Below are 23,564 nucleotides of genomic sequence, written 5' to 3'. Positions count from 1 at the left end.
ATTACGCCACGACCGCCCGCCTGCGCCCCCAGGCGAAGTACAGCACCAGACCCGCCATGTTCCATAGCAGGAAATAGACCTGCGTCTTCTGCGGCAGGCTGAAGAACAGATACACGCAGCCCAACACGCCGAGCGTGCCGACGAGCGGGGCCAGCGGCGCGCGGAAGGTCCGCTCCGCATCGGGCGCGCGGCGACGCATCACCATCATGCACACGCACACCGCCACGAACGCCGCCAGCGTGCCCGCATTGGCGAGCGCGGCGATGGCGTCGATCGGCATCACGCCCGCGATCACCGCGACCAACGCCGCGGTGATGAGCGTGATCCGCACCGGCGCGCCGCGCCGCGAGACCCTGGCCAGCCCGGCCGGCAACAGGCCATCGCGCGCCATGACGAAGAAGATCCGGCTTTGGCCGAAGAGGAAACCGAGCAGCACCGTCGGCAGGGCGATCACCGCGCTGGCGGCAAGGAAGGTGGCGAAGCCCGGGCGGCCGATATCGCGCAGGATCAGCGCCAGCGGCTCGGGCGAGCCCGCGAAATGCGTGTAGCTGAGTGCGCCGACCGCCGCGACCGCGACGCCGACGTAGATCACGATACAGCCGAACATCGAACCGATGATGCCGATCGACAGGTCGCGCTTGGGATCCTTGGTCTCCTCCGCAGCGGTGGAGATCGCATCGAAGCCGTAAAAGGCGAAGAAGATGATCGCCGCCGCCGCCATCACTCCGCGCTCCTTGCCGTCGGGATCGACGGATGCGGTAAAGCCGTGCGGCATGAACGGGTGGAGGTTGGCGGCGTCGAAATGCGGCAGCGCGACCGCGACGAACACGGCCAGCGCGACCAGCTTCACCGCAACCAGCACGGCGTTCAGCGTCGCGCTTTCCTTCGTACCGAAGCATAGCAATCCCGCGACCACCGCGATGATGAACACCGCAGGCAGGTTAATCACGCCGCCAAGCTCCGGACCGTTGGTCAGTGCGGCTGGAAACCCCATCGGCGTGAGCAGGGCCGAGGCATAGCCCGACCAGCCGACCGCGACGGTCGATACGACCAGCGAATATTCCAGGATCAGCGACCAGCCGATCACCCAGGCGATCACCTCTCCCAGCACGACATAACTGTACGTGTAGGCGCTGCCCGAGGCAGGGATCATCGTCGCCATTTCGGCATAGGCCAACGCGGCGCACGCGCAGATCGCACCGGCAATCGCGAAGCTGAGCATCACCGCCGGCCCGGCGCGGTCCGCACCGACCCCGATCAGCGTCAGGATGCCGGTGCCGACGATCGCCCCCACGCCCAGCGCGACCAGATGCGGCCACGACAGTGTGCGCGCCAGCACCGGTCCGCTACCATGGTCGATCGCGATCGGCTTGCGCCGGAACAGACTGGACATGCACTCCCCTTCTTTCTCGATATCGAAGGGGCTTGTAACAGCTGCGACCACTCCTGGGGAGGGTGCGCCCTCCCCCGGCGCGCGCTGCCTACCGCTCGATCCGCGCGACACCGAGCCGGGGGATGTCGATGGCGGGGCAGCGGTCCATCACCACCTTCAGCCCCGCCGCCTCGGCACGGGCGGCGGCCGCGTCGTCGATGACGCCGAGTTGCAGCCACACCGCCTTGGCGCCGATCGCAATCGCCTGATCGACGACCGCGCCTGCTTCGGAGGAGCGGCGGAAGATATCGACCATGTCGATCGGATCGCCAAGCTGTTCGAGATCGCGGAACACGAACTCTCCGTGGATATGTGCGCCGGTGATCTGCGGATTGACCGGGATCACACGGTACCCATGCGCCTGCAAGGTCGCCATCACGCCGTTCGACGGGCGCGTCGGGCGGTCGGAAGCACCGACCAGCGCAATGGTGCGCACGTCTTCCAGCAGTGCCTTGATCTCGGCATCGGTCGTCAGCGGCATGATGACTGCTCCTCTCGTCCGCCGTCAACGATCAGGCGGCGCGAAGGGTGCCGTGGGCAGTGGCGCGATCAGCGCGCGCGCAAAGCCCATCGCAGCACGCGGCTCATGCCATCCGCGCCGGCGCGGATCGCAGGACGGGCAAGCGGGGCGGGCCGGCGATCGTGGAGCGCGGCCGCCCAGTCGGGCAACAGATCGATCGCGGCGGCGGCGGCCACCGCCAGCCCGGCGGCCTGCGCGCGGTCCGGCCCGGGGGCGAGCAGCGCGTCGGCAACCTCGTGCACGCGGTGGTCGCCACGCAGTTCGGGACGGACGATGCGGTAATATTCGGCGATGTCGGCGCGCGAACGCGGCATGTCGCGCGCGCCCAGACGCTCGGCGACGATCGCAACGTCCGCGACATATCGGTCCTGCGCCGCCGCGGGTAACGCCGGATCGCCATAGCGCAGGTATCCGCGCAGGAAGCTGTCGGTTTCGGCGACATGCACCCAGGTGAGCAAGGCGGGATCGTTGGCGTCGTAGCAAGTGCCATCGGGCAAGGTGCCGTGGATACGGTCATGGATCGCGCGGACATGGGCGATCGCGCGCTCCGCGGTGGCGGTCGCGCCATAGGTGGTGACGGCGATGAACTGTGCGGTGCGGCGCAGCCGACCGAGCCGGTCGCGACGGAAATCACTGTGATCCCAGACGCCGGCCAGCGCGCCGGGGTGCAGCATCTGAAGGAGCAACGCCGAAATGCCGCCGATCATCATCGCGGAGAAATCGCCGTGCACGCGCCACGCGGGCGAGCTGGCGGCGATCAGCCCGTCGTCACCAGGCGGGCGGGCGAGATCCATCTCGCCGCTGCCCACCATCTCGCGCAGCGACTGCGCGAGCGAGGCACGGGCGCGGTCCACCGCCGGCGCGATCATCGGATCGACGATCGACATCGGCGTACCATGCCCGTGCCGGTGTGCGTCAGGCTTCGCTCGCCGCCGCCTTGCGACGACCGCGCGGCGCCTGTGCCGGCTCGGCAGCGGCCGGAGCGGACTCGGTGCGGCGCTCGCCAGGCTTGCGGCCGAGACCGATCTTCTTGGCCATGTCGCGACGCGCCTCCGAATAGCTTTCGGCGACCATCGGATAGTCCGGCTTCAGTCCATAACGCTGGCGATACTCGTCCGGAGTCAGGCCATGACCGGCGAGATGGCGACGCAGCGTCTTGTAGGGCTTGCCGTCGATCAGCGAGATCAGGTGATCCCTGGACGCCATCGACTTCCGCACCGACACGGCGGGCGTATATTCGGCGGCGGGCTCTTCCGGCGTGGTCGGCGCAGTCGACGTCGACAGGTTGGTCACCGCATCATGCATCGTGCGCAGAAATGCCGGGACATCCTCGCCGGACGCACGGGTGTTGGGATTTGCCAGCCATGCGATCGTCAGCTCGGTGGCAAGCTCAACTGCATTGGCGGTCATGGTATCATCGGACATCGGGAACTCCCTTACTTATCGCGATCGCCGTAGACAGCGTTTTCGGGGAGGTCAACGCAAGTCGCATAGTCGTATAACGTAAATCTATTTGCATCGCCAAATATCCGCCGGGAACCTTTCCGAAGCTTGCCTTTCGACCCAATTGACGGCCCTTGTCGCTTGACCATCAAGCAAGAGGGCGTCCATGATCGGGACAACAAACGATGATTAAAAAAAGGGGCATCGCCATGAATTCGGATCGCGCCAGGCGCGCGTTGCTGTCCACCGTGGTGCTGGCGCTGCCGCTCGCGGCATGTGCCAGCACCGCCGACAAGCCCGCGACCGCCAGCAAGAAGGCGCCGCCGGTGCGCTACGCGCGCGATCCTTATCCTTCTACCTACCACGCCTATCCCGGTGCGCCGACGTTGTTGCGCAATGCCACGATATTCGACGGCGAAGGCGGGCGGATCGATGGCGGCGAAGTATTGTTCGCGGACGGCAAGGTAGTGGCGGTCGGCCAGACGGTCGACGCCCCCGCGGGCGCGACCGTGATCGACGGGCAGGGCAAGTACGTCACGCCGGGCATCGTCGACATCCACAGCCATCTTGGCGATTACCCCACGCCGTCCGTGCAGGCTCATTCCGACGGCAACGAGGCGACGGGGCCGATCACCGCCGACGTGTGGGCCGAACACAGCGTGTGGCCGCAGGACCCCGGCTTCGGACGCGCGCTGGCCAATGGCGGGGTCACGACGTTGCAGGTGCTGCCCGGCTCCGCGAACCTGATGGGCGGGCGCAGCGTGGTGCTGAAGAACGTCTATGCCCGCACGATGCAGGCGATGAAGTTTCCCGGCGCACCCTACGGGCTGAAGATGGCGTGCGGGGAAAACCCCAAGCGCGTCTACGGCAGCAAGAACCGCGAACCATCGACGCGGATGGGCAACGTCGCGGTCGACCGCCAGACCTGGGCGAAGGCGGCGACGTACAAGCGCAAGTGGGACAAATACGAGGCCGAGGGCGGCGATCCGCCCGATCGGGACATCGGCATGGATACGCTGCGCGGCGTGCTGTCGGGCGAGATACTGGTGCAGAACCATTGCTACCGTGCGGACGAGATGGCGATCGTCCTCGATATGGCCAGGGAGTTCGGATACCGCGTCACCGCATTCCACCACGCGGTGGAGGCGTACAAGATCGCCGACCTGCTGAAGGGCAGCGGCACCTGCGCCGCGGTGTGGGCCGACTGGTACGGCTTCAAGATGGAAAGCTATGACGGGATCGGCGAGAACCTCGCCATCCTCGAAAATGCCGGCGCGTGCGCGATGATCCATTCGGACGACGAGAACGGTATCCAGCGGCTGAACCAGGAAGTCGCCAAGGTGCTGTCGTCCGCGCGGCATTCCGGCATCCGGATCAGCGATGCGGCGGCGTGGAAGTGGCTGGCGCTCGGCCCCGCCAAGGCGCTGGGGATCGACGCGCTGACCGGCAGCCTGAAACCCGGCAAGATGGCCGATGTGGTGCTGTGGAACGGCAATCCGTTCAGCGTCTACACCCGCCCCGAAAAAGTGTGGGTCGACGGGGCGCTGCTCTATGACGCCAACGATCCGAAGCGCCGCCCGGTGAGCGACTTCGAACTGGGCCAGCCCGGATCGGGAGACGTCAAGTGAAGCGCGCCTTTTTTATGATCGCCACGATGCTGGCCACGCCGGCTGCGGCGCAGACGGTGGCGATCACCGGCGGCACGGTCGCGATCGGTGACGGCTCCGCACCGATCGAGGGCGGGACGGTGGTGATCGCCAATGGCCGGATCGTCGCCGCCGGGCGCGGCGTGGCAGTGCCGGCCGGCGCGCAGGTGATCGACGCGGCGGGCAAATGGGTATCGGCGGGTGTCGTCTCGGCGCTGACCGACATTTCGCTGGTCGATGCCGATGGCGTGCAGGAAAGCAACGACGCGGGTGCACGCAATTCCCCGTTCAAGGCGGCGATCGACGTGTCGCTCGGCGTCAATCCCGCCGCGGTGAAGGTCGCCAACGAACGGCTGGGCGGCGTAACCCGCGCGATCGTGACCCCTTCGGCGGAGGGGTCGATCTTCGCCGGGCAAGGCGCGGTCGTCGATCTTGGCGCGGACGCCGATGCGGTGACGCGGCCACGCGCGTTCCAATATGTCGAGCTGGGCGAGGAAGGCGGCAAACTTGCGGGCGGCAGCCGCCCCGCCGCCTATGCGCTGTTGCGGGACGCCTTCGCGCAGGCGCAGGATTTCCGGCGCAACCCGGCGGCGTTCGACGGCCGGTCGCGTGACGCATTGGTCACGCGCAGCGATGCCGAGGCGCTGGTGCGAGTGGTCGATGGCCAGCTGCCGATGCTGGTGCATGTCGAGCGCGCGGCGGACATCCGCAACGTGCTGGCGCTGATCCGCGACTATCCCAGGCTGAAACTGGTGCTGGCGGGCGTGACCGAGGGCTGGCTGGTCGCGCGCGAGATCGCGGCGGCCAAGGTGCCGGTAATCGCGGCGGCGCTGGCCGACCTGCCCGCCAATTTCGAGAATTTGGCCGCGACCGAGTCGAACGTCGGACGGATGCGCGCCGCCGGGGTATCGGTGGCGCTCGCCTCCACCGGCGCATCGGGCGGCGACCATGTGCTGCGCCAGTTCGCGGGCAATCTGGTCGCGATCGCGCGGGTGCCGGGCGCGACCGGGCTGGATTGGGGACAGGCCTTCGCGTCGATCACCAGCGCGCCGGCCGAGGCGATCGGGATGGGTGGCGAGATCGGCTCGCTGCGCGCCGGGCGCCGTGCGGACGTGGTGATCTGGGACGGTGACCCGCTGGAGCTGTCATCGGTGCCGGTCGCGACGTGGATCGACGGCCAGCCGCAGCCGATGCACTCACGCCAGACCGATCTGCGCGACCGGTATCTGACGCCGGTCGAGGGGGCGTTGCCCAAGGCATATGAGCGGCGGTGATCTCGCCGCCGTCGGTTGCTGCGGCGTGATACGGTAAACAGCGGTCGGGAAGCGCGGAGGCGACATCGCCGCATGTCGCCCCCGCGTGCAACGACGAAGGGCCTAGCCCATCGTCAGCACGATCTTCCCGACATGCGCGCCTTCCTCCATGCGACGATGCGCGTCGGCGGCCTGCGCCAGCGGAAAGGCGCGGTCCATGACCGGCTTCAGCTTGCCCGCCGCGGCGAACGGCCACACCGTCCGCTCGATCTCCTCGGCCACCAGCGCCTTGAAGCCGGCATCGCGCGCGCGAAGCGTCGATCCGGTCAGCGTCAGACGACGCTTCATGATCTCGAACAACGGCACCGTCGCGGATGCGCCGCGCTGGACCGCGATCGAGACATGGCGGCCGTCCTCGCCCAGGCATTGCAGGTTGCGCGGGACGTAATCGCCGCCGACCATGTCGAGCACCGCCGCGCAGCCGCGCCCGCCGGTGATTTCCTTGACGCGCACGACGAAATCCTCCGCCTTGTAGTTGATCGCATGATCCGCGCCGAGCCGCAGCGCGGCGGCACGCTTCTCCTCCGAACCGACCGTGACGATCACCTCCAGCCCGAAGAGATTGCCGAGCGTGATCGCCATCGTCCCGATCCCGCTGGTGCCGCCGTGGACCAGCACCGTATCGCCCTCCACCGCGAAGGCCCGTTCGAACAGGTTCGTCCACACGGTGAACAGCGTTTCTGGCAGCGCCGCCGCCTCCGCCATCGACAGCGCATCGGGCACGGGCAGGCATTGCGCGGCGGGCGCAACCGCATATTCGGCATAGCCGCCGCCCGCCACCAGCGCGCAGACGCGCGTGCCGAGCCGGCCGGGATCGACCCCCTCGCCCACTGCCACCACCTCGCCCGCGAACTCCAGCCCCGGCGGCGTCGGCGCGCCGAGCGGCGGCGGGTACAGCCCCTGTCGCTGCATCACGTCCGGCCGATTCACCCCCGCCGCCGCGACGCGCACCAGCAACTCGCCATCGCGCGGCACCGGCACGGTGCGACGGACAGGCACCAGCACCTCCGGACCACCCGCCGTCTCGGGATCGATCGCCAGCATCGTATCGGGCACATCGGTCATCGTGTCGCGGAACCCCTTGATCGCCATACCCGACCTTATTGACTTCGCCTTCCGCAGCGTCAACGATGCCGGTCGTGGACCTGGACGACATCCTTGGGGCACGCCCCGACGATCCCCTGCCCGCGCTGCTGCGCGAAGACCTCGATCGCCTGTCCGTCGCGGAGCTTGAGGCGCGGATCACCGCCTTGCAGGGCGAGATCGCCCGCACGCGACGCAAGATCGACGGCGCGGTCGACCACATGGCCAGCGCCGACGCGCTGTTCCGGCGGTGAAGGCCGGCGCACCCGTCCGACAGGATGACGTGCGCGCCGCGACCGGGGGGTGCTTGATGAAGCGCCGTGCAATCACGACATCCGTGGCAAGGGGACGCGTGGCTTCACGCGGCCCGCAAGGAGTAACCTGATGCCGTCATTTGCCAGCGCTCTCGAGACCACGCTGCACAAGGCACTCGAGGCCGCGTCGTCGCGCCGCCACGAATATGCGACGCTCGAACACCTTCTGCTCGCATTGCTCGGCGACGAGCATGCCGCGCAGGTCATGGCCGCGTGCGGAGTCGATCTGGGCGAATTGAAGAACACCGTCGCGCATTATCTCGATACCGAACTGGGCGCGTTGAAGGTCGATGCCGCCACCGATCCGTCGCCGACCAGCGGGTTCCAGCGCGTGGTGCAGCGCGCCATCCTGCACGTCCAGTCTTCGGGCCGCGACGAGGTGACCGGCGCCAACGTGCTGGTCGCGCTGTTTTCCGAACGTGAAAGCTACGCGGTGTACTTCCTGCAACAGCAGGACATGAGTCGACTGGATGCGGTGAGCTTCATCAGCCACGGCGTCGGCAAGGGCACCGCCACGCCGGAGACGACCAGCGCCAAGGGCACGCCCGACGAAGAGAAGAAGGACAAGCCCGAGCCCGGCGCCAAGAAGGGCGAAAGCGCGCTGAAGCAATTCACCGTCGACCTCAACGAAAAGGCCAAGATCGGCAAGGTCGATCCGCTGATCGGGCGGATGGCGGAGGTGGATCGCACGATCCAGATCCTGTGCCGCCGGTCGAAGAACAATCCGCTGTACGTCGGCGACCCCGGCGTCGGAAAGACCGCGATCGCGGAGGGTCTGGCGCGCAAGATCGTCGAGGGCGACGTGCCCGACGTACTGAAGCCGGCCGTGATCTACTCGCTCGACATGGGCGCACTGCTGGCCGGAACGCGGTATCGCGGCGACTTCGAGGAGCGGCTGAAGGCCGTCGTCAACGAGCTGGAAAAGCTGCCCGACGCGGTGCTGTTCATCGACGAGATCCACACCGTCATCGGGGCCGGCGCGACCAGCGGCGGTGCGATGGATGCGTCGAACCTGCTCAAGCCGGCGCTGTCGGGGGGCACGATCCGTTGCATCGGATCGACCACCTACAAGGAGTTCCGCAACCACTTCGAAAAGGATCGTGCGCTACTGCGCCGGTTCCAGAAGATCGACGTCAACGAACCGACGATCGAGGATACGATCAAGATCCTCGCCGGGCTGCGCTCGGCGTTTGAGCAACACCATTCGGTCAAGTACACGCCCGAGGCGATCAAGTCGGCGGTGGAATTGTCGGCGCGCTACATCAACGACCGCAAATTGCCCGACAAGGCGATCGACGTGATCGACGAGGTCGGCGCGATGCAGATGCTGGTGCCCGCCAACAAGCGCAAGAAGACGATCACCGCCAAGGAGATCGAACAGGTGATCGCGACGATGGCGCGCATCCCGCCGAAGAGCGTGTCGACCGACGACAAGAAGCAGCTCGAGACGCTGGAGACCGACCTGAAGCGCGTCGTGTTCGGGCAGAATGCCGCGATCGAGAAGCTCGCCTCGGCGATCAAGCTGGCGCGCGCGGGCCTGCGGGAGCCGGAAAAGCCCATCGGCAATTACCTGTTCACCGGCCCCACAGGGGTGGGCAAGACCGAGGTCGCCAAGCAATTGTCGACGATCCTCGGCATCCCGCTTCAGCGGTTCGATATGTCCGAATATATGGAGCGGCATTCGGTCAGCCGGCTGATCGGTGCACCCCCGGGTTATGTCGGGTTCGATCAGGGCGGATTGCTGACCGATGCGGTCGACCAGAACCCGCATTGCGTGCTGTTGCTGGACGAGATCGAGAAGGCACATCCCGACCTGTTCAACATCCTGTTGCAGGTGATGGACAACGGCCGCCTGACCGACCAGCACGGCAAGACCGTCGATTTCCGCAACGTCATCCTCATCATGACCACCAATGCGGGCGCATCCGACATGGCGCGCGAGACGCTGGGCTTCGGCACGCTCACCCGCGAGGGCGAGGACGAACAGGCGGTGCAGAAGATGTTCACGCCGGAATTCCGCAACCGGCTGGATGCAATCGTCCCGTTCGGTTACCTGCCGCCGGAAGTGGTGGCGCGGGTGGTCGACAAGTTCATCCTGCAGCTGGAACTGCAGCTGGCCGATCGCGACGTGCATATCAAGCTGGACGACGAATCGAAGAAGTGGCTGACCGAAAAGGGCTATGACAAGCTGTACGGCGCGCGGCCGATGGGGCGGCTGATCCAGGAGAAGATCAAGCAGCCGCTGGCCGAGGAGTTGCTGTTCGGCAAGTTGGTTCATGGTGGCGAGGTAACGGTGCATCTGAAGGACAATGCGCTCAACTTCGCGATCGAGCCCGCCGCGCCGAAGCCCGGCAAGAAGAAGGGCAAGGCGGCACCGGCGGCGGCCGACTGACCTGCCGACCACGCGTCGGGCGAAACCGCCCGGCCTGCTGATCTTCCGGGCGGCGCGTCGACCGATGCGCCGCCCGTTTCGCGTCCGCCGCGGATGCGCCGGACCGTCGCGCCGCGCGAGCCACAGCCGGGTGTTTGCCGCGCCGACCCCACCAGCCCGGCACCGCCGGAGAATTCGCGTGGTAGTACTTTGCGTTAACACTCTGTTTGCCATTCCGGCATAGCGTTTCCCCATGTCCGGGGGGATCATCCATCATATCGTGGCGACCGTGGCCATGATGCTGTCTTTTCTGGCCATTGCCCCCGAAGCGGCAGCCAGCACCGATGTGCCGCTGCGCACCTGTTTCCGCCATGCCGCCGCAGGCGATCGTGCCGCAACATTGTTCGGGACCGGTACCGACGATGGTTTCCGCTGCGATCACACGCAACGCGGCGCGGGGGCCGGCGATTACTGGGTGCGCTCCGCCCCCCTGCCCGTCGTGGGGGCGGGCATGCTGGTACGGTCGGGGAGCCTGTGGCAGCAGGCGATGACCCTCCATATCCGCTATGCCGACGGCACCATCCGCACCCTCGGCTTCACCGGCGCCGATGCGTGGCGGCACCTGAAGCTGGGCGCCTCGTTCGAACTGGTGATTCCCGGCGCCGATAGCCGGCCCGTCCAGTTGCTGTGGCACATTCGCGGCGCGGCGAACCTGCGGGGCATCCTGCTGGAGCCGCACCTCGTCTCGCCCGACCTGTCGCAGCGCTACGACCTCCAGCTCGCCGCCTTTTACGCCGGCTTTGCCGGTTTGGCTGGCGCGCTGCTGATCTTCAACGCCGCGTTGGGCGCCGCGCTGCGCCAGCGGTTCCATGCCCCTTATTGCGCGATGATCGTGTTTCTGTTGGGCTATGCCGGCAGCAGCTCCGGCCTGCTCGGCCAGATCACCGGCATGGACAACAACCTGCGGCTGCGGCTCAACGTCCTGCTGCTGGCGTGTACGCTGAGCAGCGCGATGATCTTCGCACGCCGGTTCTTCGCGCCCGGTGTAACCCGCGGCTGGGTGCGCCCCGCACTTACGCTGGTCAGCGGGGCGATGCTGGCCTCGGCGCTGTGCTACGCCATTCTCATGCCATGGCACGCGGCGCTCCTCGATCACTTGCTGTCACTGACGTTCATGGCCACGCTGATGCTGGCGCTGCCGCTGCTGTGGCGCGGCTGGCACGCCGAGGATCGTTATGCGCGGGCGTTCGCGATCGCCTGGGCGCTGCCGCTGCTGACCACGACGGCGCGGTTGCTGCAGGCGCTGGGGGTGCTGGAATGGCATTTCTGGATCGACAATTCGACGTTGATCGCCATGGCGCTGGAGGCGAGTTGCAGCGCGCTGGCGATCGCATGGCGGATCAAGCTGCTGGGCGAGGAACGCGATACCGCACGCGAGCAGGAGATGCTGGCGCGGCTGCTGGCCGACAGCGATCCGCTGACCGGGCTGATGAACCGGCGCAGCTTCCTGCGGGAGGCGATCGGGCGGCGCGACGCCCATGTGCTGGTGCTGGCCGACATCGATCATTTCAAACGGGTTAACGAAACCTTGGGCCATGACGGCGGGGATCAGGTGCTGCGCGTCTTTGCCGATGCACTGCGCAGCGCGGTGCCGGCCGACGCATTGGTGGCGAGGATCGGCGGCGAGGAATTCGCGGTGCTGGCACCGGACCCGGCGGCCGCGCTCCCCGAAACGATCCTGACCCACATTCGCGCGGCACCGATGCCGTTCGATCTGGCGGTCACCGCCTCGTTGGGCAGCGGGCGCGGGACGATCGCCACCGAGCCGGACTGGAAGGCGCTGTATCGATGCGCCGACGACGCGCTGTTCGCTGCCAAGCGCGCCGGTCGCGACCGGCAACGCTGGGCGGCATCGGCGGCGGCCTGAGCGCTGTTGCTCCCGCCGCCGCGATGATAGCGCCCCGCGAGGGGACACGGGAACGACGTGATCGCGAGCCCGATCACGCCCGGCGCCGGTGGCGGTGGGGATCGTCGTGGCAGGGCACCTCGCGCGGCTGGCCGCTGCGGTGCGGCCGCCGCGCTGGCCGCTTGCGCGCGCCGGTTTGTTGCTTACAACCATGTCAATGACCGACGAGCACGACTGGCGCCAGGCCTATCGCCATCCCGTTGCGTGGGATTCCACCTACCCGCCGCTGGCGCTGCCCGCGTTGTTCGACGCGTCGGCAGCACGCTTTGCGGACCGGCCGGCGATCGACTTTCTCGGACGCCGCTATCGTTACGACGAGTTGGCCGACGGGGTCCGCCGCGTGGCGACGGGGCTGGCTGCCCTGGGATATGGCAAGGGCGACCGGGTGGGATTGTTCCTGCCCAACGTGCCGCATTACATCGCCGCTTATTACGGGGCGCTGCGGCTGGGCGCGACGGTGGTCAATTTCTCGCCGCTCTATTCGGTCGATGAATTGTGTCACCAGGTCGAGGATTCGGGAACGCGGGTGCTGTTCACGATCTCGGCCGCGGCGCTGCTGCCGAATGCATTGAAGGTTCTGGAAAAGAGTGGGCTGGAGCGGCTGGTCGTCGGATCGGTGGCGGGGGCGCTGCCGCCGGCCAAATCGTTGCTCTATCGCCTGTTCAAACGCGCCGAGACCGCCAGGCGTCCCGCCGACCCGCGCGTCATCGCCTTCTCCCGCCTGATCGCGAACGACGGCGCGCTGCCGGCCGAGTCGATCGACGCGGAGCGCGACGTCGCACTGATCCAATACACCGGCGGAACGACCGGGGTGCCCAAGGGCGCGATGCTGACCCATGCCAATGTCGCCGCCAATGCGCGGCAGGTGGCGCAGCTCGATCCACATCCCGAAGAGACCGATCGCATCCTGGGCGTGCTGCCACTGTTCCATGTCTTCGCCAACACCTGCGTCATGAACCGCACGATCGTCACCGGCGGCGAGATCGTGATGCTGCCGCGCTTCGACGCCGCGCAGGCGTTGGCGACGATCACGCGCACCAAGCCCACATCGCTGCCCGGCGTCCCGACGATGTATCAGGCGCTGCTCGACCATCCCATGGTCGGGCAGACCGACTTCACCAGCCTGCGGCTGTGCATTTCGGGCGGTGCGCCGCTGAACGCCGAGTTGAAGGCACGGTGGGAGGCGGCGACCCATTCGACGCTGATCGAGGGCTATGGCCTGTCGGAAAGCAGCGGGGTGCTGACCACGAACCCGTATGAGGGCGGGCAGAAAGCGGGAACGATCGGGCAGCCGCTGCCCGCAACTCGGATCCGTCTGGTCGACAAGGAAGATCCGACACGCTCCGCCCCCGCCGGCGAGGCGGGCGAGATCGTCGCGCTGGGGCCACAGGTGATGGCAGGATACTGGAACCGTCCGGATGCGGACGATACCACCTTCGCACTGGATGCAGCGGGGCGGCGGTGGCTGCGCACCGGCGATGTCGGCACGATCGATGCAGACGGCTTCATCGCGATCGTCGACCGGTTGAAGGACATGATCTCGGTCGGCGGGTTCAAGGTGTTCCCGAGCCAGATCGAGGCTGTCCTGTACCACCATCCCGCAGTGCGTGAGGCGCTGGTGATCGGCTTGCCCGACACCTATCGCGGGGAAGTGCCGCGCGCCTATGTGACGCTGAACGAAGGAGCGGACATCGAGGGAGCGGCGTTGGCAGCGTGGCTCAACCCGCAATTGGGCAAGCACGAGCGCGTCGACCGCGTGATGGTGCGCGAAGCGATGCCGAAGACGATGATCGGAAAGCTGAGCCGCAAGGACCTGATCGCGGAGATCAATGCCGAGATCGCCAGCCCGCCGATCACGCCGGCGTAGCAGACGACAATTCATCGCGCGCGGGGCGCAGCGATGACGGGAAGGGTGGGGGACGGATCCCCCTCCCCCACCCGCAACCTCAGCCGTTGACGATCACCGTCACCGCGCGACGGTTCTGCGCCCAGCTGGATTCGTCGGAGCCGAGCGCGGCAGGGCGCTCCTTGCCATAACTGATCGTGGTGATGCGCGACGGCGCGATACCGCGTGCGGCGAGATAGTTCTTCGCCGCATTCGCGCGGCGGTCGCCCAGCGCGAGGTTGTACTCACGCGTACCACGCTCATCGGCATGGCCTTCGACGGTGATCGTGATGTTGTTGTAGCGCTGCAACCACTCGGCCTGCGAATCGAGCACCGCGCGCGCGGTGGCGTCGATGTCGTACATGTCGAGCCCGAACAGCACGGTATCGCCCTGCGTCGAACGCTTGAAATCGGCGGCCGAACCGGGCGCGATGCCGGCGTTGGGATCGACCGGACCGGTCGGCGTCGGCGCGGCCGGCGCGGCACCCGGCGCAGGTGGCAGCACCTCCGGACGCTTCTTGGAACAAGCGGCGGTGGCGACCAGCGCGGTCGCCATCAAAAGGGTGGTCGTTAGTCGTGCCATGGGCCTGTCTCCATCTTTTCGGTTTTGAATACGCGAACTTACGGGCGCAACGGCCCCCATGCGGGGTCCGATCCGTCAAGCGGGGTCGGCACGCGGCGCTCATTCACGCCGGTCAGGTCGACCGACCACAAATCGGCCTTGCCGGCATTGCCGCGGCCTTGCCTGAAGAACATCAGCACGCGGCCGTTGGGGCTCCACGACGGACCTTCGTCCTGCCAGCTGTTGGTCAGCAGTTTCTCGCCCTGCCCGCTCGGGCTCATGATCCCGATCCGGAACGCGCCCTGGATCTTGGTGAAGGCGATCAGGTCGCCGCGCGGGCTCCACACTGGCGTGGCGTAGCGCCCGCCACCGAAGCTGATCCGTTGCTGGTTCGAACCGTCGGCGTTCATGACATAGACCTGTTGCCCGCCGGAGCGATCGCTTTCGAAAACGATCCGCGACCCGTCGGGCGAATAGCTGCCGCCGGTGTCGATGCCGGGCGACGTCGTCAGCCGTTGCGGAGCGCCGCCCGATGTCGCGACGCGGTATAGATCGGTGTTGCCGGCCTGCGCCATCGAGAACAGGATGTAGCGGCCATCCGGGGAGAAGCGCGGCGCGAAGGTGGTGGCGACGTTCTGCACCACCAGCCGCTGCCGCCCCGAGCCGATATCGTAGACGTAGATCGCCGGGGTCTTGCCGACATAGCTCATGTAGACGATCGACTGCTGGTTAGGCGCGAAACGCGGCGTCAGCACGATCGACGAACCGGTGGTCAGGAACCGGCTGTTCGCGCCGTCCTGATCCATGATCGCCAGCCGCTTGATACGGTTCGCCTTTGGCCCGGTCTCGCTGACATAGACAACCCGGCTGTCGAAATAGGCACCTTCGCCGGTCAGGCGGGTGTAGACCATGTCGGCGCATTTATGGCCGGCACGCCGCCAGTCGGATGGCGGCACGACGAAGCCCTGCCGCGTCAGCTGCGTCTGTGCCGACACGTCGTAAAGGTAACAACCGACGGTCAGCGTGCCGTCGCCGTTGGCGCGGACATAGCCCTGCACCAGCGCCTGCGCGCCCGACCCGCCCCAGTAATCGAACGCCGGCGCGGTCACTTCGGGAAAGGCGATCGCGCGCATCCGTCCGGGCGCGAGCGGGGTGAACAGCCCGGAATTGCGCAAGTCGTTGCTGACGATCTCCGCCAGTTGCCGGCCGAGTTGCTCGGTCGATCCCGCGGCGGTCTGCACCACCGCCTGCGTCGGCATCGGCGGGATCGCGATCGGCATCGGCGCGGAGATGCCGCCGGTGACGTCGACCTCCAGCGGCGGGGCATCCTGCCCGCCGGGGACGGCGGCCGGGATCGCCGGCGCGGGCGGTTGCTGCGCCAGCGCGGGAGTGGAGACGAGCGTGGCGAGAAGGAGCAGCCGGAGTCGCATCACCGCAGTTTCCAATTATAGTTGATGTTGCTCCACCCCCCATTGGCGGTGGAATAATATTCGGCGGGCAAGCGCAGCGGCGAGCACCCCTTGAACGCAGCAACGCCCAGATCGACGACGCGCCGCGCATAACGGCGGTTGTCGTCGTCCACGCCGTTCTGGCGCACCACCGTCGGCGTCGCGGACAGCGTACCGTCGCGGTTGAGCCGCAGGTTCAGCGTGGTGACGATCTGGTTCGCGCCGGGGCCGGGATCGACCTGCCGATCGGCACATGGCTGGATCTGTCGCGCGATCGCCTGCTGGATCGCGGCAAGCGCCTTGCCGTCGACACGCGCGGCCGCAGGCGGGGCATCGTTGGGCTTGGCGTTGCTTTTCTCGGCGGTCAGCCCTTTCAGGAAGTCGCTGCCCAACCGGCTGCCACGCGGACGCTCACCCTTCGCAGCCTCGGTCTTGCCCTTGCCCTTCGATGCGGCCGGCGGCGTCTTCGCCTTGCTCGACGACGCGGCAGCACTGTCCTGCTTGGTCGGCGCGGGTTTGGACGGTGCCTTCTCGGCGGCGGGGGGCGCGGGTTTCGGTTTCGGCTGGGGCTTGGGCACCGGCTTTGGTGCCGGAGCCGGCTTGGGCGCAGGCTTCGGTGGAGCAGGCTTCGGCGGGGCGGGCTTCGCGGCTGGTTTCGGGACCGGCTGCGGCGCGGGTTCCGGCACCGGGGCGGGCGCGGGCTGCGGCGGCGCCTCCGCCGGGGGGGGCGCTTCCTCGGGCTCGCCGACGTCGGGGGCGACCGCCTGCGACGGTGCCTCGGTCTGCGCGGGCGCGGCGGCTTCCAGCGCGACGTCCTTGACCAGGCTGACCTCGACCGGGTTCTGCTTCAGCTTGACCGGGTTGGGCGTGGCGAGAAAGCCGACCGACAGCACGCCGAACAGCAGGGCATGCCCTGCTACGGCGACGCCGAGGCCGATCTTCTCACTGCGCTCCACGGCCTATTCCTCGCCGACCGTCACCAGCGCGACCCGGTTCAGCCCGGCGCGGTTCAGCTCACCCATCACGCGCATCACGCGGCCGTAATCCAGCCCGCGGTCGGCGCGCAGGAACACCTGCGGCGGTTCGTCGCCCTTCGCCCCCTCCGCAATCGCCACCAGCCGCGCGGGAAGCGCGTCGGCGGACACCTCTTCCTTGGCGATGAAGATGCGGCCCTGTTCGTCCAGCGCGATTTCGGTCGGCTGCTGTTCCTGATCCAGCGGCCTGGCGCGGCTGTCGGGCAGATTCACGGGCACGCCCTGCGTCATCAACGGCGCGGTGACCATGAAGATGATGAGCAGCACCAGCATCACGTCGACCAGCGGCGTGACGTTGATGTCCGCCATCGGCGCGCGCCGGCCCTTGCCGCGCGCGGAAGGCAGGTTCATCGCCATCAGCGTTCGCCGTCGAGCTGTCGCGACAAGGTGGCGTGGAAGCCGTCGGCGAAGCGGTTCAGCCGCGCCTCGATCCGGTTGATGGCGTGGCTGAAGCGATTGTAGGCGATCACCGCGGGGATCGCCGCGAACAGGCCGATCGCGGTGGCGAACAGCGCCTCGGCGATGCCGGGCGCGACGACCGACAGGCTGGTGTTCTGCTGGCTGGCGATCGCGGTGAAGCTGCGCATGATTCCCCAGACGGTGCCGAACAACCCGACGAACGGGGCGACCGACCCGACCGTCGCCAGCACATTCAGCCGATCGGACAATTGATCGATCTCCCGCGCGACCGCCGATCCCATCACCGTCGCCAGCCGCTCACGCGTGCCGTCGCGGTCGATCTTCTGCCCCTGCGTCGAGCGTCGCCATTCGGTGACGCCGGCGTTCAGCACGCGGGCAGAGGGCAGATCGGTATGCGTCTGCGATTTATAGAAAGCGTCGATATCCTCCGCCTTCCAGAAATCGCGTTCGAACGCCTCGGTGCGCTGACGGGTGCGGCCCAGCTTCAGCCAGAAGCCGATGATGATCGCCCAGGTCCACACGCTGGCGAGCAGCAGCCCCAGCATCACCGCCTTCACCACCCAGTCCGCCTGGAGGAACAGGGCGATCGGCGACAGCGTGGCCGCGTCGGTCTGCAATATCGGATTCAAGGCGTATCTTCCCCCAATGACGCGAGACGGCGGAACGTGTCGACCCAGGCGGCGGGCTGGCGACGGGGACGGCCATCGGGACCGACCAGTGCCGCGGTGACCGTCGCGTGCGCCAGCAATTCCGCCCCGCGCCTGACTGTCTGATGAATGACGACGCTGGCGGCCCGCATCTGCGTCATGCGGCTTTCGATCAGCAGCGCATCGTCGAGCCGCGCCGGCGCGCGATATTTGATCGCCAGATCGGCGATCGCATAAGCGCCGCCGCCACTCTCGAAATGTCCGCGCTGGTCGACGCCGGCAAGCCGCAGCATGTCGGAGCGCGCACGTTCCATGTAGCGCAGGTAATTGGCGTGATAGACCACGCCCGACAGATCGGTGTCCTCGAAATAGACGCGCAGCGCGAAGAGGTGCGTGTTCCCCTCGAAACGTCCCTGCGCGGGTTGATCCACCGCCGTCATGCCGCGGCTGTTAACCCATGGGGCGGGTGCGGGGAAGCGGGAAAGGCAAGACGTTGATCTGGAGATATTCCTTATCGGCTCATGCCAGCAGCGCCGCGATCTGCGCCGCCGCGCCCCGCCATTCCAGCCCGGTGTCCGCCAGCCACGTATCGTCATGATAGGTGCAGCCGTAGCGATCGCCGCTGTCGCACAGCAGCGTCACGATGCTGCCGCCCTGCCCCGCCGCCGCCATCTCGCGGATCAGCTGGGCGCACGCCCACAGGTTGGTGCCGGTCGACCCGCCGACCCGCCGCCCCAGCACCTTGCCCAGCGCGCGCATCGCGCCAAGGCTGTCGCCGTCGTCTACCGCGATCATCCGGTCGATCACGCCCGGCACGAAGCTCGGCTCCACCTGCGGACGCCCGATCCCCTCGATCCGTGACGCGCACCCTTCCGGCAACGAGACCGCGGCGCGATCGGCATAGTGGCGGTGGAAGACCGAATGGACTGGATCGGCGACGCACAGCCGGGTGGCGTGGCGGCGATAGCGCAGGAAGCGGCCGATCGTCGCGGATGTGCCGCCGGTGCCGGCACCGCACACGATCCACGACGGGATCGGATGCTCTTCCTCCGCCAACTGCGCGAAAATGCTTTCGGCGATGTTGTTGTTGCCGCGCCAGTCGGTCGCGCGCTCGGCGTAGGTGAACTGGTCGAGGTAATGCCCGCCCGTCTCCGCGGCCAGCCGGTGCGCGACCGCATAGACGGTGCGCGGGTCGTCCACCGCGTGGATCTCGCCGCCGTGAAAGCGGATCGCGTCGATCTTGGGCGCGGCGGTGGCGGCCGGGACGACCGCGATGAAGCGCAGCCCGAGCATCCTGGCGAAATATGCCTCGCTGACCGCGGTCGATCCCGACGACGCCTCGATCACGCACGTCTGCGGCCCGATCCAGTCGTTGCACAATGCATAGAGGAACAGCGAGCGCGCCAGCCGGTGCTTCAGGCTGCCGGTCGGGTGGCTGCTCTCATCCTTCAGATATAGCTGGATGCCGTCGTGATGCGGCAGGTCGACCTGGATCAGGTGCGTGTCGGCGGAGCGGTTATAGTCGGCCTCGATCCGCCGCACCGCCTCCGCCAGCCACGCCCGGCGCGCGTCGCTCACGCCGACGCCACGAAGCTGTTGACCGTGCGATCCTTGCGCACCTTCGTCCCGTCGAAGATCGTGCCGTTCATCGCGATCCACACGCCCGGACCCGCCACCTGCGCTGTGGCGAACGCCATGCCGAGATTGAAGCTCGCGTCGCTTTCGGCGAACCGCGCCGGGGCGAGCGCGCCGACCAGCACGATCGCCTTCCCCGCCGCGTCGTCCTGCATCCGCCCCGCCAGCGCCTGCGCGGTGTCGGTCATCGTGTCGGTGCCGTGCGTAATGACGATGCGCCGTTCGGGCGCGGCGGCGACCGTGTCGGCGATCGTGCGGCGATCGTCGTCGGTCAGTTCCAGACTGTCCTTGCGCAGCACCTCCTGCACGCGGAACGGCAGCGCGACGCGCGCGGTCTTCAACAGGCGATCGACCACGCTGTCGCCGATCTGATATTCGCTGAGCGCGTCGAAATAGAGCTTGTCGATCGTGCCGCCGGTGGTGAGGATCAGCACGCTCATCGCGCATCTTCCAGCAGGCCGTGGCGGACCAGCATCGCGGTCGGATCGGGATCGCGCCCGCGAAACGCGCGGAAGCTGTCGGCGGCGGGCCGCGTCGCGCCCCGCGCCAGCACCTCATCGCGCAACGCGCTGCCCGTCGCGCGATCGACCAGGCCGTTTTCCGCGAACCGGCCGAACCCGTCGGCGGCCAGCACCTCCGCCCACAGGTAGCTGTAATAGCCAGCGGCATAGCCGCCCGCGAAGATGTGGCTGAACCCGTGCGGGAACCGATGCCACGCGGGTGGGCGCAGCACGGCCACCTCGTCGCGCACCGCCTCGATCACCTCCATCGGATCGCTGCCCATCGTGCCCAGGTGGAGCAACAGGTCGAACAGTGCGAATTCGAGCTGGCGGACGATGAACATGCCGGACTGGAACCGCCGTGCGGCGACCATCCGGTCGAACAATTCGGGCGGCAGCGGCGCGCCGGTTTCGTGATGTCCGGACATGCCGGTCAGGATGGCACGATCCCAGGCGAAATCTTCCATCAACTGGCTGGGCAGTTCGACCGCATCCCATTCGAACCCGGTGGTGCCGGCGATCGAGGGACGGTCGACCCGCGTGAACAGGTGATGCAGGCAGTGGCCGGTTTCGTGAAGCAACGTCACCACGTCGCCGTGGCTCAGCAACGATGGCTGCCCCTCGCCCCGGGGCGCGAAGTTGCACACCAGATAGGCGACCGGCACGCGGACGTTGTTGCCGTCGCGCAAGCGCGGACGCGCCTGTGCCATCCATGCGCCGCCGCGCTTGCCGGAGCGGGCGTGCAGATCGAGGTACAGGCCGGCGAACACCTCTTCGCTGTCGTCGGCGACGTCGTAATAACGCGCATCGCCGTGGTAGAGCGGCACGTCGTCGCGCGGAGTCAGGCGCAGGCCGAACAACTGGCCGAGCAGAGCCTGCCACCCGGCGGTGACGGGCTCCACCGGGAAATAGCCGCGCACTTCCTGTTCGTCGACGGCGTAGCGCGCCTGCCGCAGGCGGTTCGCGGCGAAGCCGGCGTCCCAGGGTTGCAGGTCGGGGATCGCCAGTTCGTCGGCGGCGAAGGCGCGCAACCCGTCGAGATCGCGCCCGGCGGCGGGACGCGCACGATGGCCGAGGTCGCGCAGGAACGCCAGCACCTCGCCCGCGTTCGGCGCCATCTTCGTTTCCAGTGACAGCGCGACCGGATCAGTGAAGCCGAGCAGTTGCGCCGCCTCCCGACGGAGGTCGAGGATGCGGGCGATGCGCGGACCGTTGTCGTACTCGCCCGCATTCGGCCCCTGATCCGACGCGCGCGTTCCGTAGGCGCGATAGACGTCGGCGCGCAGGTCGCGATCCTCGGCGAAGGTCAGCACGGCATTGACGCTCGGCTGCTGGAGCGTGACCAGCCAGCCGTCCAGCCCCATGCCGTGCGCGGCGGCGGCGAACATCGCCTTGTCGGGCGCGGAAATACCGGCGAGCCGCGCCGCGTCGGTGATGTGGAGCGTCCATGCATCGGTGGCGTCGAGCACCGCGCTGCCGAACTCGGTCGACAGCGCCGACAACTCCACCGACACCGCCGCGAAGCGCGCGCGCTGTTCGTCGTCCAGCGCGACGCCCGCCAACCGGAAATCCCGGATCGCATGTTCCACCGCGACGCGATCCGCCTGCGCCAGATCGGCGAAGGCGGGCGAGCCCTCCAGCGCGGTCAGTACGTCGTAAAGGTCGCGGTTCTGCGCCACGGCCATGAAATGCTCGACGATCTTTTCCTGCCCGGCGGCGTGAGCGGCGCGCAGTTCGGGCGTGTCCGCGACGCCGCGCAGATGCGACACCGCCGACCAGAGCGCGTCGACGGCCGCCTCGGCACGCTCCAGCGGCAGCCACGCCTGTTCGAACGCGGTCGGGCGGTCGCGGGTGACGCTCGCCACGACATCGGCGTGACGCGCGATCGCGGCGTCGAGCGCGGGAGCGATCGCCTCCGGAGTGAGCGCGGTGAAATCGGGGAGGACGAGCGGGTCGAGCAGCGTGTCGTTCATACGCGTGGATGTAGCGACCCTGAGGCCCGAGGAAAACCTTGCCGTCGCCCCGCCTGCGCGGGGACGACGGGCGCGGCTCAATCCTCGCTGATCAGGCTGTTGCGCGACGTGTCGCGCATCCGCAGGTACACGATCAACGAAATGCCGATCATTACCGTGACATACCAGTAGAAACCCTGCTCCCATCCGTGCTGCTTGAAGCTGAGCGCGACATATTCGGCGGTGCCGCCGAAGATGGTGTTGGCCAGTGCATAGGGCAGCGCCACGCCGAGCGCGCGGATATGCGCAGGGAACAGTTCCGCCTTCACCACCGCGTTGATCGAGGTGTAGCCGGTGACGATGACCAGCGCGGCCATCACCAGCAGCCCGGCGGTGGTCGCATCGCGCGTCTGTTCCAGCGCGGAGAAGATCGGATAGGTGAACAAGACACCCGCCACGCCGAACGCCACCATCAACGGCTTGCGCCCGATCCGGTCCGACAGGCCGCCGGCCACCGGTTGCAGCAGCATGAAGACGAACAGCGTCACGGCGTTGATCTGCGTCGCGACTTCCTTGCTGAAGCCCGAGGTGTTGACCAGGAACTTCTGCATGTAGATCGAATAGGCATAGAAGGCGAGCGTGCCCCCCGCCGTCATCAGCATCACCAGCGCGGTCTCGCGCGGGTGGTTCTTCAGCAGCACGAGGAAGCCTGATTTGGGCGCGTCGCTGCCCTTGGTGTTCTTGAAGCTCTGCGTTTCGGCCAGGCCACGGCGCAGGTAGAACACCACCACCGCCAGCAGCGCGCCGACGACGAACGGGATGCGCCAGCCCCATTCCTCCAGCGCCGACCGCTCCATCACCGATTGCAGGATCAGCAGCACCATGATGGCCAGCAGCTGACCCGAGATCAGCGTGACATATTGAAACGACGAGAAGAAACCGCGCCGCGACTTGCCCGCCATCTCCGACAGGTACGTCGCGCTGGCGCCGTATTCGCCCCCCACCGACAGACCCTGCATCAACCGGGCCAGCACCAGCAACGCCGGCGCGAACACGCCGATCGTCGCATAGCCCGGGGTGCAGGCGATGATGAGCGAGCCGAGACACATCAGCGTCACCGACAGCGTCAGCCCCGCCTTGCGCCCCTTCCGATCGGCGTAGATGCCCATGATCCATGCGCCGATCGGCCGCATGACGAAGCCGACCGCGAACACCGCCGCGGCGCTCAGCAATTGCGCCGTCCGATCGTCGGACGGGAAGAAATGTGGCGCGAAGTACAGCGTGAACGCGGAGTAGACGTACCAGTCGAACCATTCGACCAGATTGCCGGTGGAGCCGCCGATGATCGATTTCAGGCGGCTCGCGGTCACAGGCTCACTGGCCATCGATGTTT

General features: G+C 67.6%; 21 protein-coding genes. 6 read left to right on the top strand and 15 right to left on the bottom strand.

Features of this window, described 5'->3' with window-relative positions; translation table 11 throughout:
• Position 1: 1 nt before the first annotated feature.
• From ASE95_RS12425 to ASE95_RS12410, 4 genes are all read right to left on the bottom strand, one after another.
• Complete coding sequence (locus ASE95_RS12425; RefSeq protein WP_056636625.1) at positions 2-1,393, bottom strand: amino acid permease; 1,392 nt, start codon at positions 1,391-1,393, stop codon at positions 2-4.
• 88 nt (positions 1,394-1,481) lie between these two features.
• On the bottom strand, positions 1,482-1,913 hold the full coding sequence (locus tag ASE95_RS12420) for a CoA-binding protein (protein WP_056636624.1): 432 nt from the start codon (positions 1,911-1,913) through the stop codon (positions 1,482-1,484).
• A gap of 68 nt (positions 1,914-1,981) precedes the next feature.
• Positions 1,982-2,839: an oxygenase MpaB family protein gene (locus ASE95_RS12415; RefSeq protein ID WP_235528304.1), complete on the bottom strand. Its 858-nt coding sequence runs from the start codon at positions 2,837-2,839 to the stop codon at positions 1,982-1,984.
• A gap of 28 nt (positions 2,840-2,867) precedes the next feature.
• The gene (locus tag ASE95_RS12410; RefSeq protein ID WP_056636622.1) at positions 2,868-3,377 is read right to left on the bottom strand and encodes a MucR family transcriptional regulator; all 510 of its coding nucleotides are present in this window, start codon (positions 3,375-3,377) and stop codon (positions 2,868-2,870) included.
• Between the two features lie 227 nt (positions 3,378-3,604).
• On the opposite strand from ASE95_RS12410, the gene ASE95_RS12405 reads away from it, so the two are divergent.
• The gene (locus ASE95_RS12405) at positions 3,605-5,023 is read left to right on the top strand and encodes an amidohydrolase (protein ID WP_056636619.1); all 1,419 of its coding nucleotides are present in this window, start codon (positions 3,605-3,607) and stop codon (positions 5,021-5,023) included.
• Between the two features lie 14 nt (positions 5,024-5,037).
• A complete protein-coding gene (locus tag ASE95_RS12400; protein ID WP_082450130.1) occupies positions 5,038-6,315 on the top strand; it encodes an amidohydrolase family protein in 1,278 nt (425 codons plus the stop codon).
• 102 nt (positions 6,316-6,417) lie between these two features.
• On the opposite strand, the gene ASE95_RS12395 is transcribed toward ASE95_RS12400, so the two are convergent.
• Positions 6,418-7,419 carry an NAD(P)H-quinone oxidoreductase gene (locus ASE95_RS12395; protein ID WP_200918826.1) on the bottom strand — a complete coding sequence of 334 codons (1,002 nt, stop codon included), beginning with the start codon at positions 7,417-7,419 and terminating at the stop codon, positions 6,418-6,420.
• Between the two features lie 74 nt (positions 7,420-7,493).
• On the opposite strand from ASE95_RS12395, the gene ASE95_RS12390 reads away from it, so the two are divergent.
• The 4 genes from ASE95_RS12390 to ASE95_RS12375 all read left to right on the top strand — a co-directional run bounded on the left by ASE95_RS12390 (position 7,494) and on the right by ASE95_RS12375 (position 13,955).
• The gene (locus ASE95_RS12390) at positions 7,494-7,691 is read left to right on the top strand and encodes a DUF1192 domain-containing protein (RefSeq protein ID WP_056636894.1); all 198 of its coding nucleotides are present in this window, start codon (positions 7,494-7,496) and stop codon (positions 7,689-7,691) included.
• 130 nt (positions 7,692-7,821) lie between these two features.
• Complete coding sequence (gene clpA, locus ASE95_RS12385; RefSeq protein WP_056636615.1) at positions 7,822-10,143, top strand: ATP-dependent Clp protease ATP-binding subunit ClpA; 2,322 nt, start codon at positions 7,822-7,824, stop codon at positions 10,141-10,143.
• A 232-nt stretch (positions 10,144-10,375) separates the two neighbouring features.
• Positions 10,376-12,049, top strand: a complete 1,674-nt coding sequence (locus ASE95_RS12380; protein WP_056636613.1) for a GGDEF domain-containing protein — start codon at positions 10,376-10,378, stop codon at positions 12,047-12,049.
• A 196-nt stretch (positions 12,050-12,245) separates the two neighbouring features.
• Positions 12,246-13,955, top strand: a complete 1,710-nt coding sequence (locus ASE95_RS12375; RefSeq protein WP_056636892.1) for a long-chain-fatty-acid--CoA ligase — start codon at positions 12,246-12,248, stop codon at positions 13,953-13,955.
• 79 nt (positions 13,956-14,034) lie between these two features.
• On the opposite strand, the gene pal is transcribed toward ASE95_RS12375, so the two are convergent.
• The 10 genes from pal to ASE95_RS12325 all read right to left on the bottom strand — a co-directional run bounded on the left by pal (position 14,035) and on the right by ASE95_RS12325 (position 23,556).
• Positions 14,035-14,556 carry a peptidoglycan-associated lipoprotein Pal gene (gene pal, locus ASE95_RS12370; RefSeq protein ID WP_056636611.1) on the bottom strand — a complete coding sequence of 174 codons (522 nt, stop codon included), beginning with the start codon at positions 14,554-14,556 and terminating at the stop codon, positions 14,035-14,037.
• A gap of 38 nt (positions 14,557-14,594) precedes the next feature.
• Complete coding sequence (tolB, locus tag ASE95_RS12365) at positions 14,595-15,965, bottom strand: Tol-Pal system beta propeller repeat protein TolB (RefSeq protein ID WP_056636609.1); 1,371 nt, start codon at positions 15,963-15,965, stop codon at positions 14,595-14,597.
• Positions 15,965-16,939 (bottom strand): hypothetical protein, encoded by a 975-nt coding sequence (locus tag ASE95_RS12360; RefSeq protein ID WP_056636607.1) that lies wholly within the window; start codon positions 16,937-16,939, stop codon positions 15,965-15,967. The genes tolB and ASE95_RS12360 overlap by 1 nt, the downstream gene beginning before the upstream one ends.
• A 3-nt stretch (positions 16,940-16,942) precedes the next feature.
• A complete protein-coding gene (tolR, locus tag ASE95_RS12355) occupies positions 16,943-17,374 on the bottom strand; it encodes a protein TolR (protein WP_056636605.1) in 432 nt (143 codons plus the stop codon).
• Positions 17,374-18,066, bottom strand: a complete 693-nt coding sequence (tolQ, locus tag ASE95_RS12350; protein ID WP_056636603.1) for a protein TolQ — start codon at positions 18,064-18,066, stop codon at positions 17,374-17,376. The genes tolR and tolQ overlap by 1 nt, the downstream gene beginning before the upstream one ends.
• Positions 18,063-18,524 (bottom strand): tol-pal system-associated acyl-CoA thioesterase, encoded by a 462-nt coding sequence (ybgC, locus tag ASE95_RS12345; RefSeq protein ID WP_056636602.1) that lies wholly within the window; start codon positions 18,522-18,524, stop codon positions 18,063-18,065. Before ybgC ends, tolQ begins: the two co-directional genes overlap by 4 nt.
• A 79-nt stretch (positions 18,525-18,603) precedes the next feature.
• Entirely contained in the window at positions 18,604-19,662 is a 1,059-nt protein-coding gene (locus tag ASE95_RS12340) for a PLP-dependent cysteine synthase family protein (protein ID WP_056636600.1), read from the bottom strand.
• Positions 19,659-20,159, bottom strand: a complete 501-nt coding sequence (locus ASE95_RS12335) for an asparaginase domain-containing protein (RefSeq protein ID WP_056636598.1) — start codon at positions 20,157-20,159, stop codon at positions 19,659-19,661. The genes ASE95_RS12340 and ASE95_RS12335 overlap by 4 nt, the downstream gene beginning before the upstream one ends.
• A complete protein-coding gene (locus tag ASE95_RS12330; RefSeq protein ID WP_056636595.1) occupies positions 20,156-22,192 on the bottom strand; it encodes a M3 family metallopeptidase in 2,037 nt (678 codons plus the stop codon). Before ASE95_RS12330 ends, ASE95_RS12335 begins: the two co-directional genes overlap by 4 nt.
• A gap of 77 nt (positions 22,193-22,269) precedes the next feature.
• Positions 22,270-23,556 (bottom strand): MFS transporter, encoded by a 1,287-nt coding sequence (locus tag ASE95_RS12325; protein WP_056636592.1) that lies wholly within the window; start codon positions 23,554-23,556, stop codon positions 22,270-22,272.
• Positions 23,557-23,564 lie beyond the last annotated feature (8 nt).

Origin of the sequence: Sphingomonas sp. Leaf231 (genome assembly GCF_001421995.1) — a bacterium.
Taxonomy (GTDB): Bacteria; Pseudomonadota; Alphaproteobacteria; order Sphingomonadales; family Sphingomonadaceae; genus Sphingomonas.
This window is presented reverse-complemented; position numbering and strand designations above follow the sequence as displayed.

Bases quoted from the DNA above. Each gene is read 5' to 3' on its own strand.
- ASE95_RS12425 (WP_056636625.1), bottom strand. From the start codon at position 1,393: ATGTCCAGTCTGTTCCGGCGCAAGCCGATCGCGATCGACCATGGTAGC.
- ASE95_RS12420 (WP_056636624.1), bottom strand. From the start codon at position 1,913: ATGCCGCTGACGACCGATGCCGAGATCAAGGCACTGCTGGAAGACGTG.
- ASE95_RS12415 (WP_235528304.1), bottom strand. From the start codon at position 2,839: ATGTCGATCGTCGATCCGATGATCGCGCCGGCGGTGGACCGCGCCCGT.
- ASE95_RS12410 (WP_056636622.1), bottom strand. From the start codon at position 3,377: ATGTCCGATGATACCATGACCGCCAATGCAGTTGAGCTTGCCACCGAG.
- ASE95_RS12405 (WP_056636619.1), top strand. From the start codon at position 3,605: ATGAATTCGGATCGCGCCAGGCGCGCGTTGCTGTCCACCGTGGTGCTG.
- ASE95_RS12400 (WP_082450130.1), top strand. From the start codon at position 5,038: ATGATCGCCACGATGCTGGCCACGCCGGCTGCGGCGCAGACGGTGGCG.
- ASE95_RS12395 (WP_200918826.1), bottom strand. From the start codon at position 7,419: ATGACCGATGTGCCCGATACGATGCTGGCGATCGATCCCGAGACGGCG.
- clpA (WP_056636615.1), top strand. From the start codon at position 7,822: ATGCCGTCATTTGCCAGCGCTCTCGAGACCACGCTGCACAAGGCACTC.
- ASE95_RS12380 (WP_056636613.1), top strand. From the start codon at position 10,376: ATGTCCGGGGGGATCATCCATCATATCGTGGCGACCGTGGCCATGATG.
- ASE95_RS12375 (WP_056636892.1), top strand. From the start codon at position 12,246: ATGACCGACGAGCACGACTGGCGCCAGGCCTATCGCCATCCCGTTGCG.
- pal (WP_056636611.1), bottom strand. From the start codon at position 14,556: ATGGCACGACTAACGACCACCCTTTTGATGGCGACCGCGCTGGTCGCC.
- tolB (WP_056636609.1), bottom strand. From the start codon at position 15,965: ATGCGACTCCGGCTGCTCCTTCTCGCCACGCTCGTCTCCACTCCCGCG.
- tolR (WP_056636605.1), bottom strand. From the start codon at position 17,374: ATGGCGATGAACCTGCCTTCCGCGCGCGGCAAGGGCCGGCGCGCGCCG.
- ybgC (WP_056636602.1), bottom strand. From the start codon at position 18,524: ATGACGGCGGTGGATCAACCCGCGCAGGGACGTTTCGAGGGGAACACG.
- ASE95_RS12335 (WP_056636598.1), bottom strand. From the start codon at position 20,159: ATGAGCGTGCTGATCCTCACCACCGGCGGCACGATCGACAAGCTCTAT.
- ASE95_RS12330 (WP_056636595.1), bottom strand. From the start codon at position 22,192: ATGAACGACACGCTGCTCGACCCGCTCGTCCTCCCCGATTTCACCGCG.
- ASE95_RS12325 (WP_056636592.1), bottom strand. From the start codon at position 23,556: ATGGCCAGTGAGCCTGTGACCGCGAGCCGCCTGAAATCGATCATCGGC.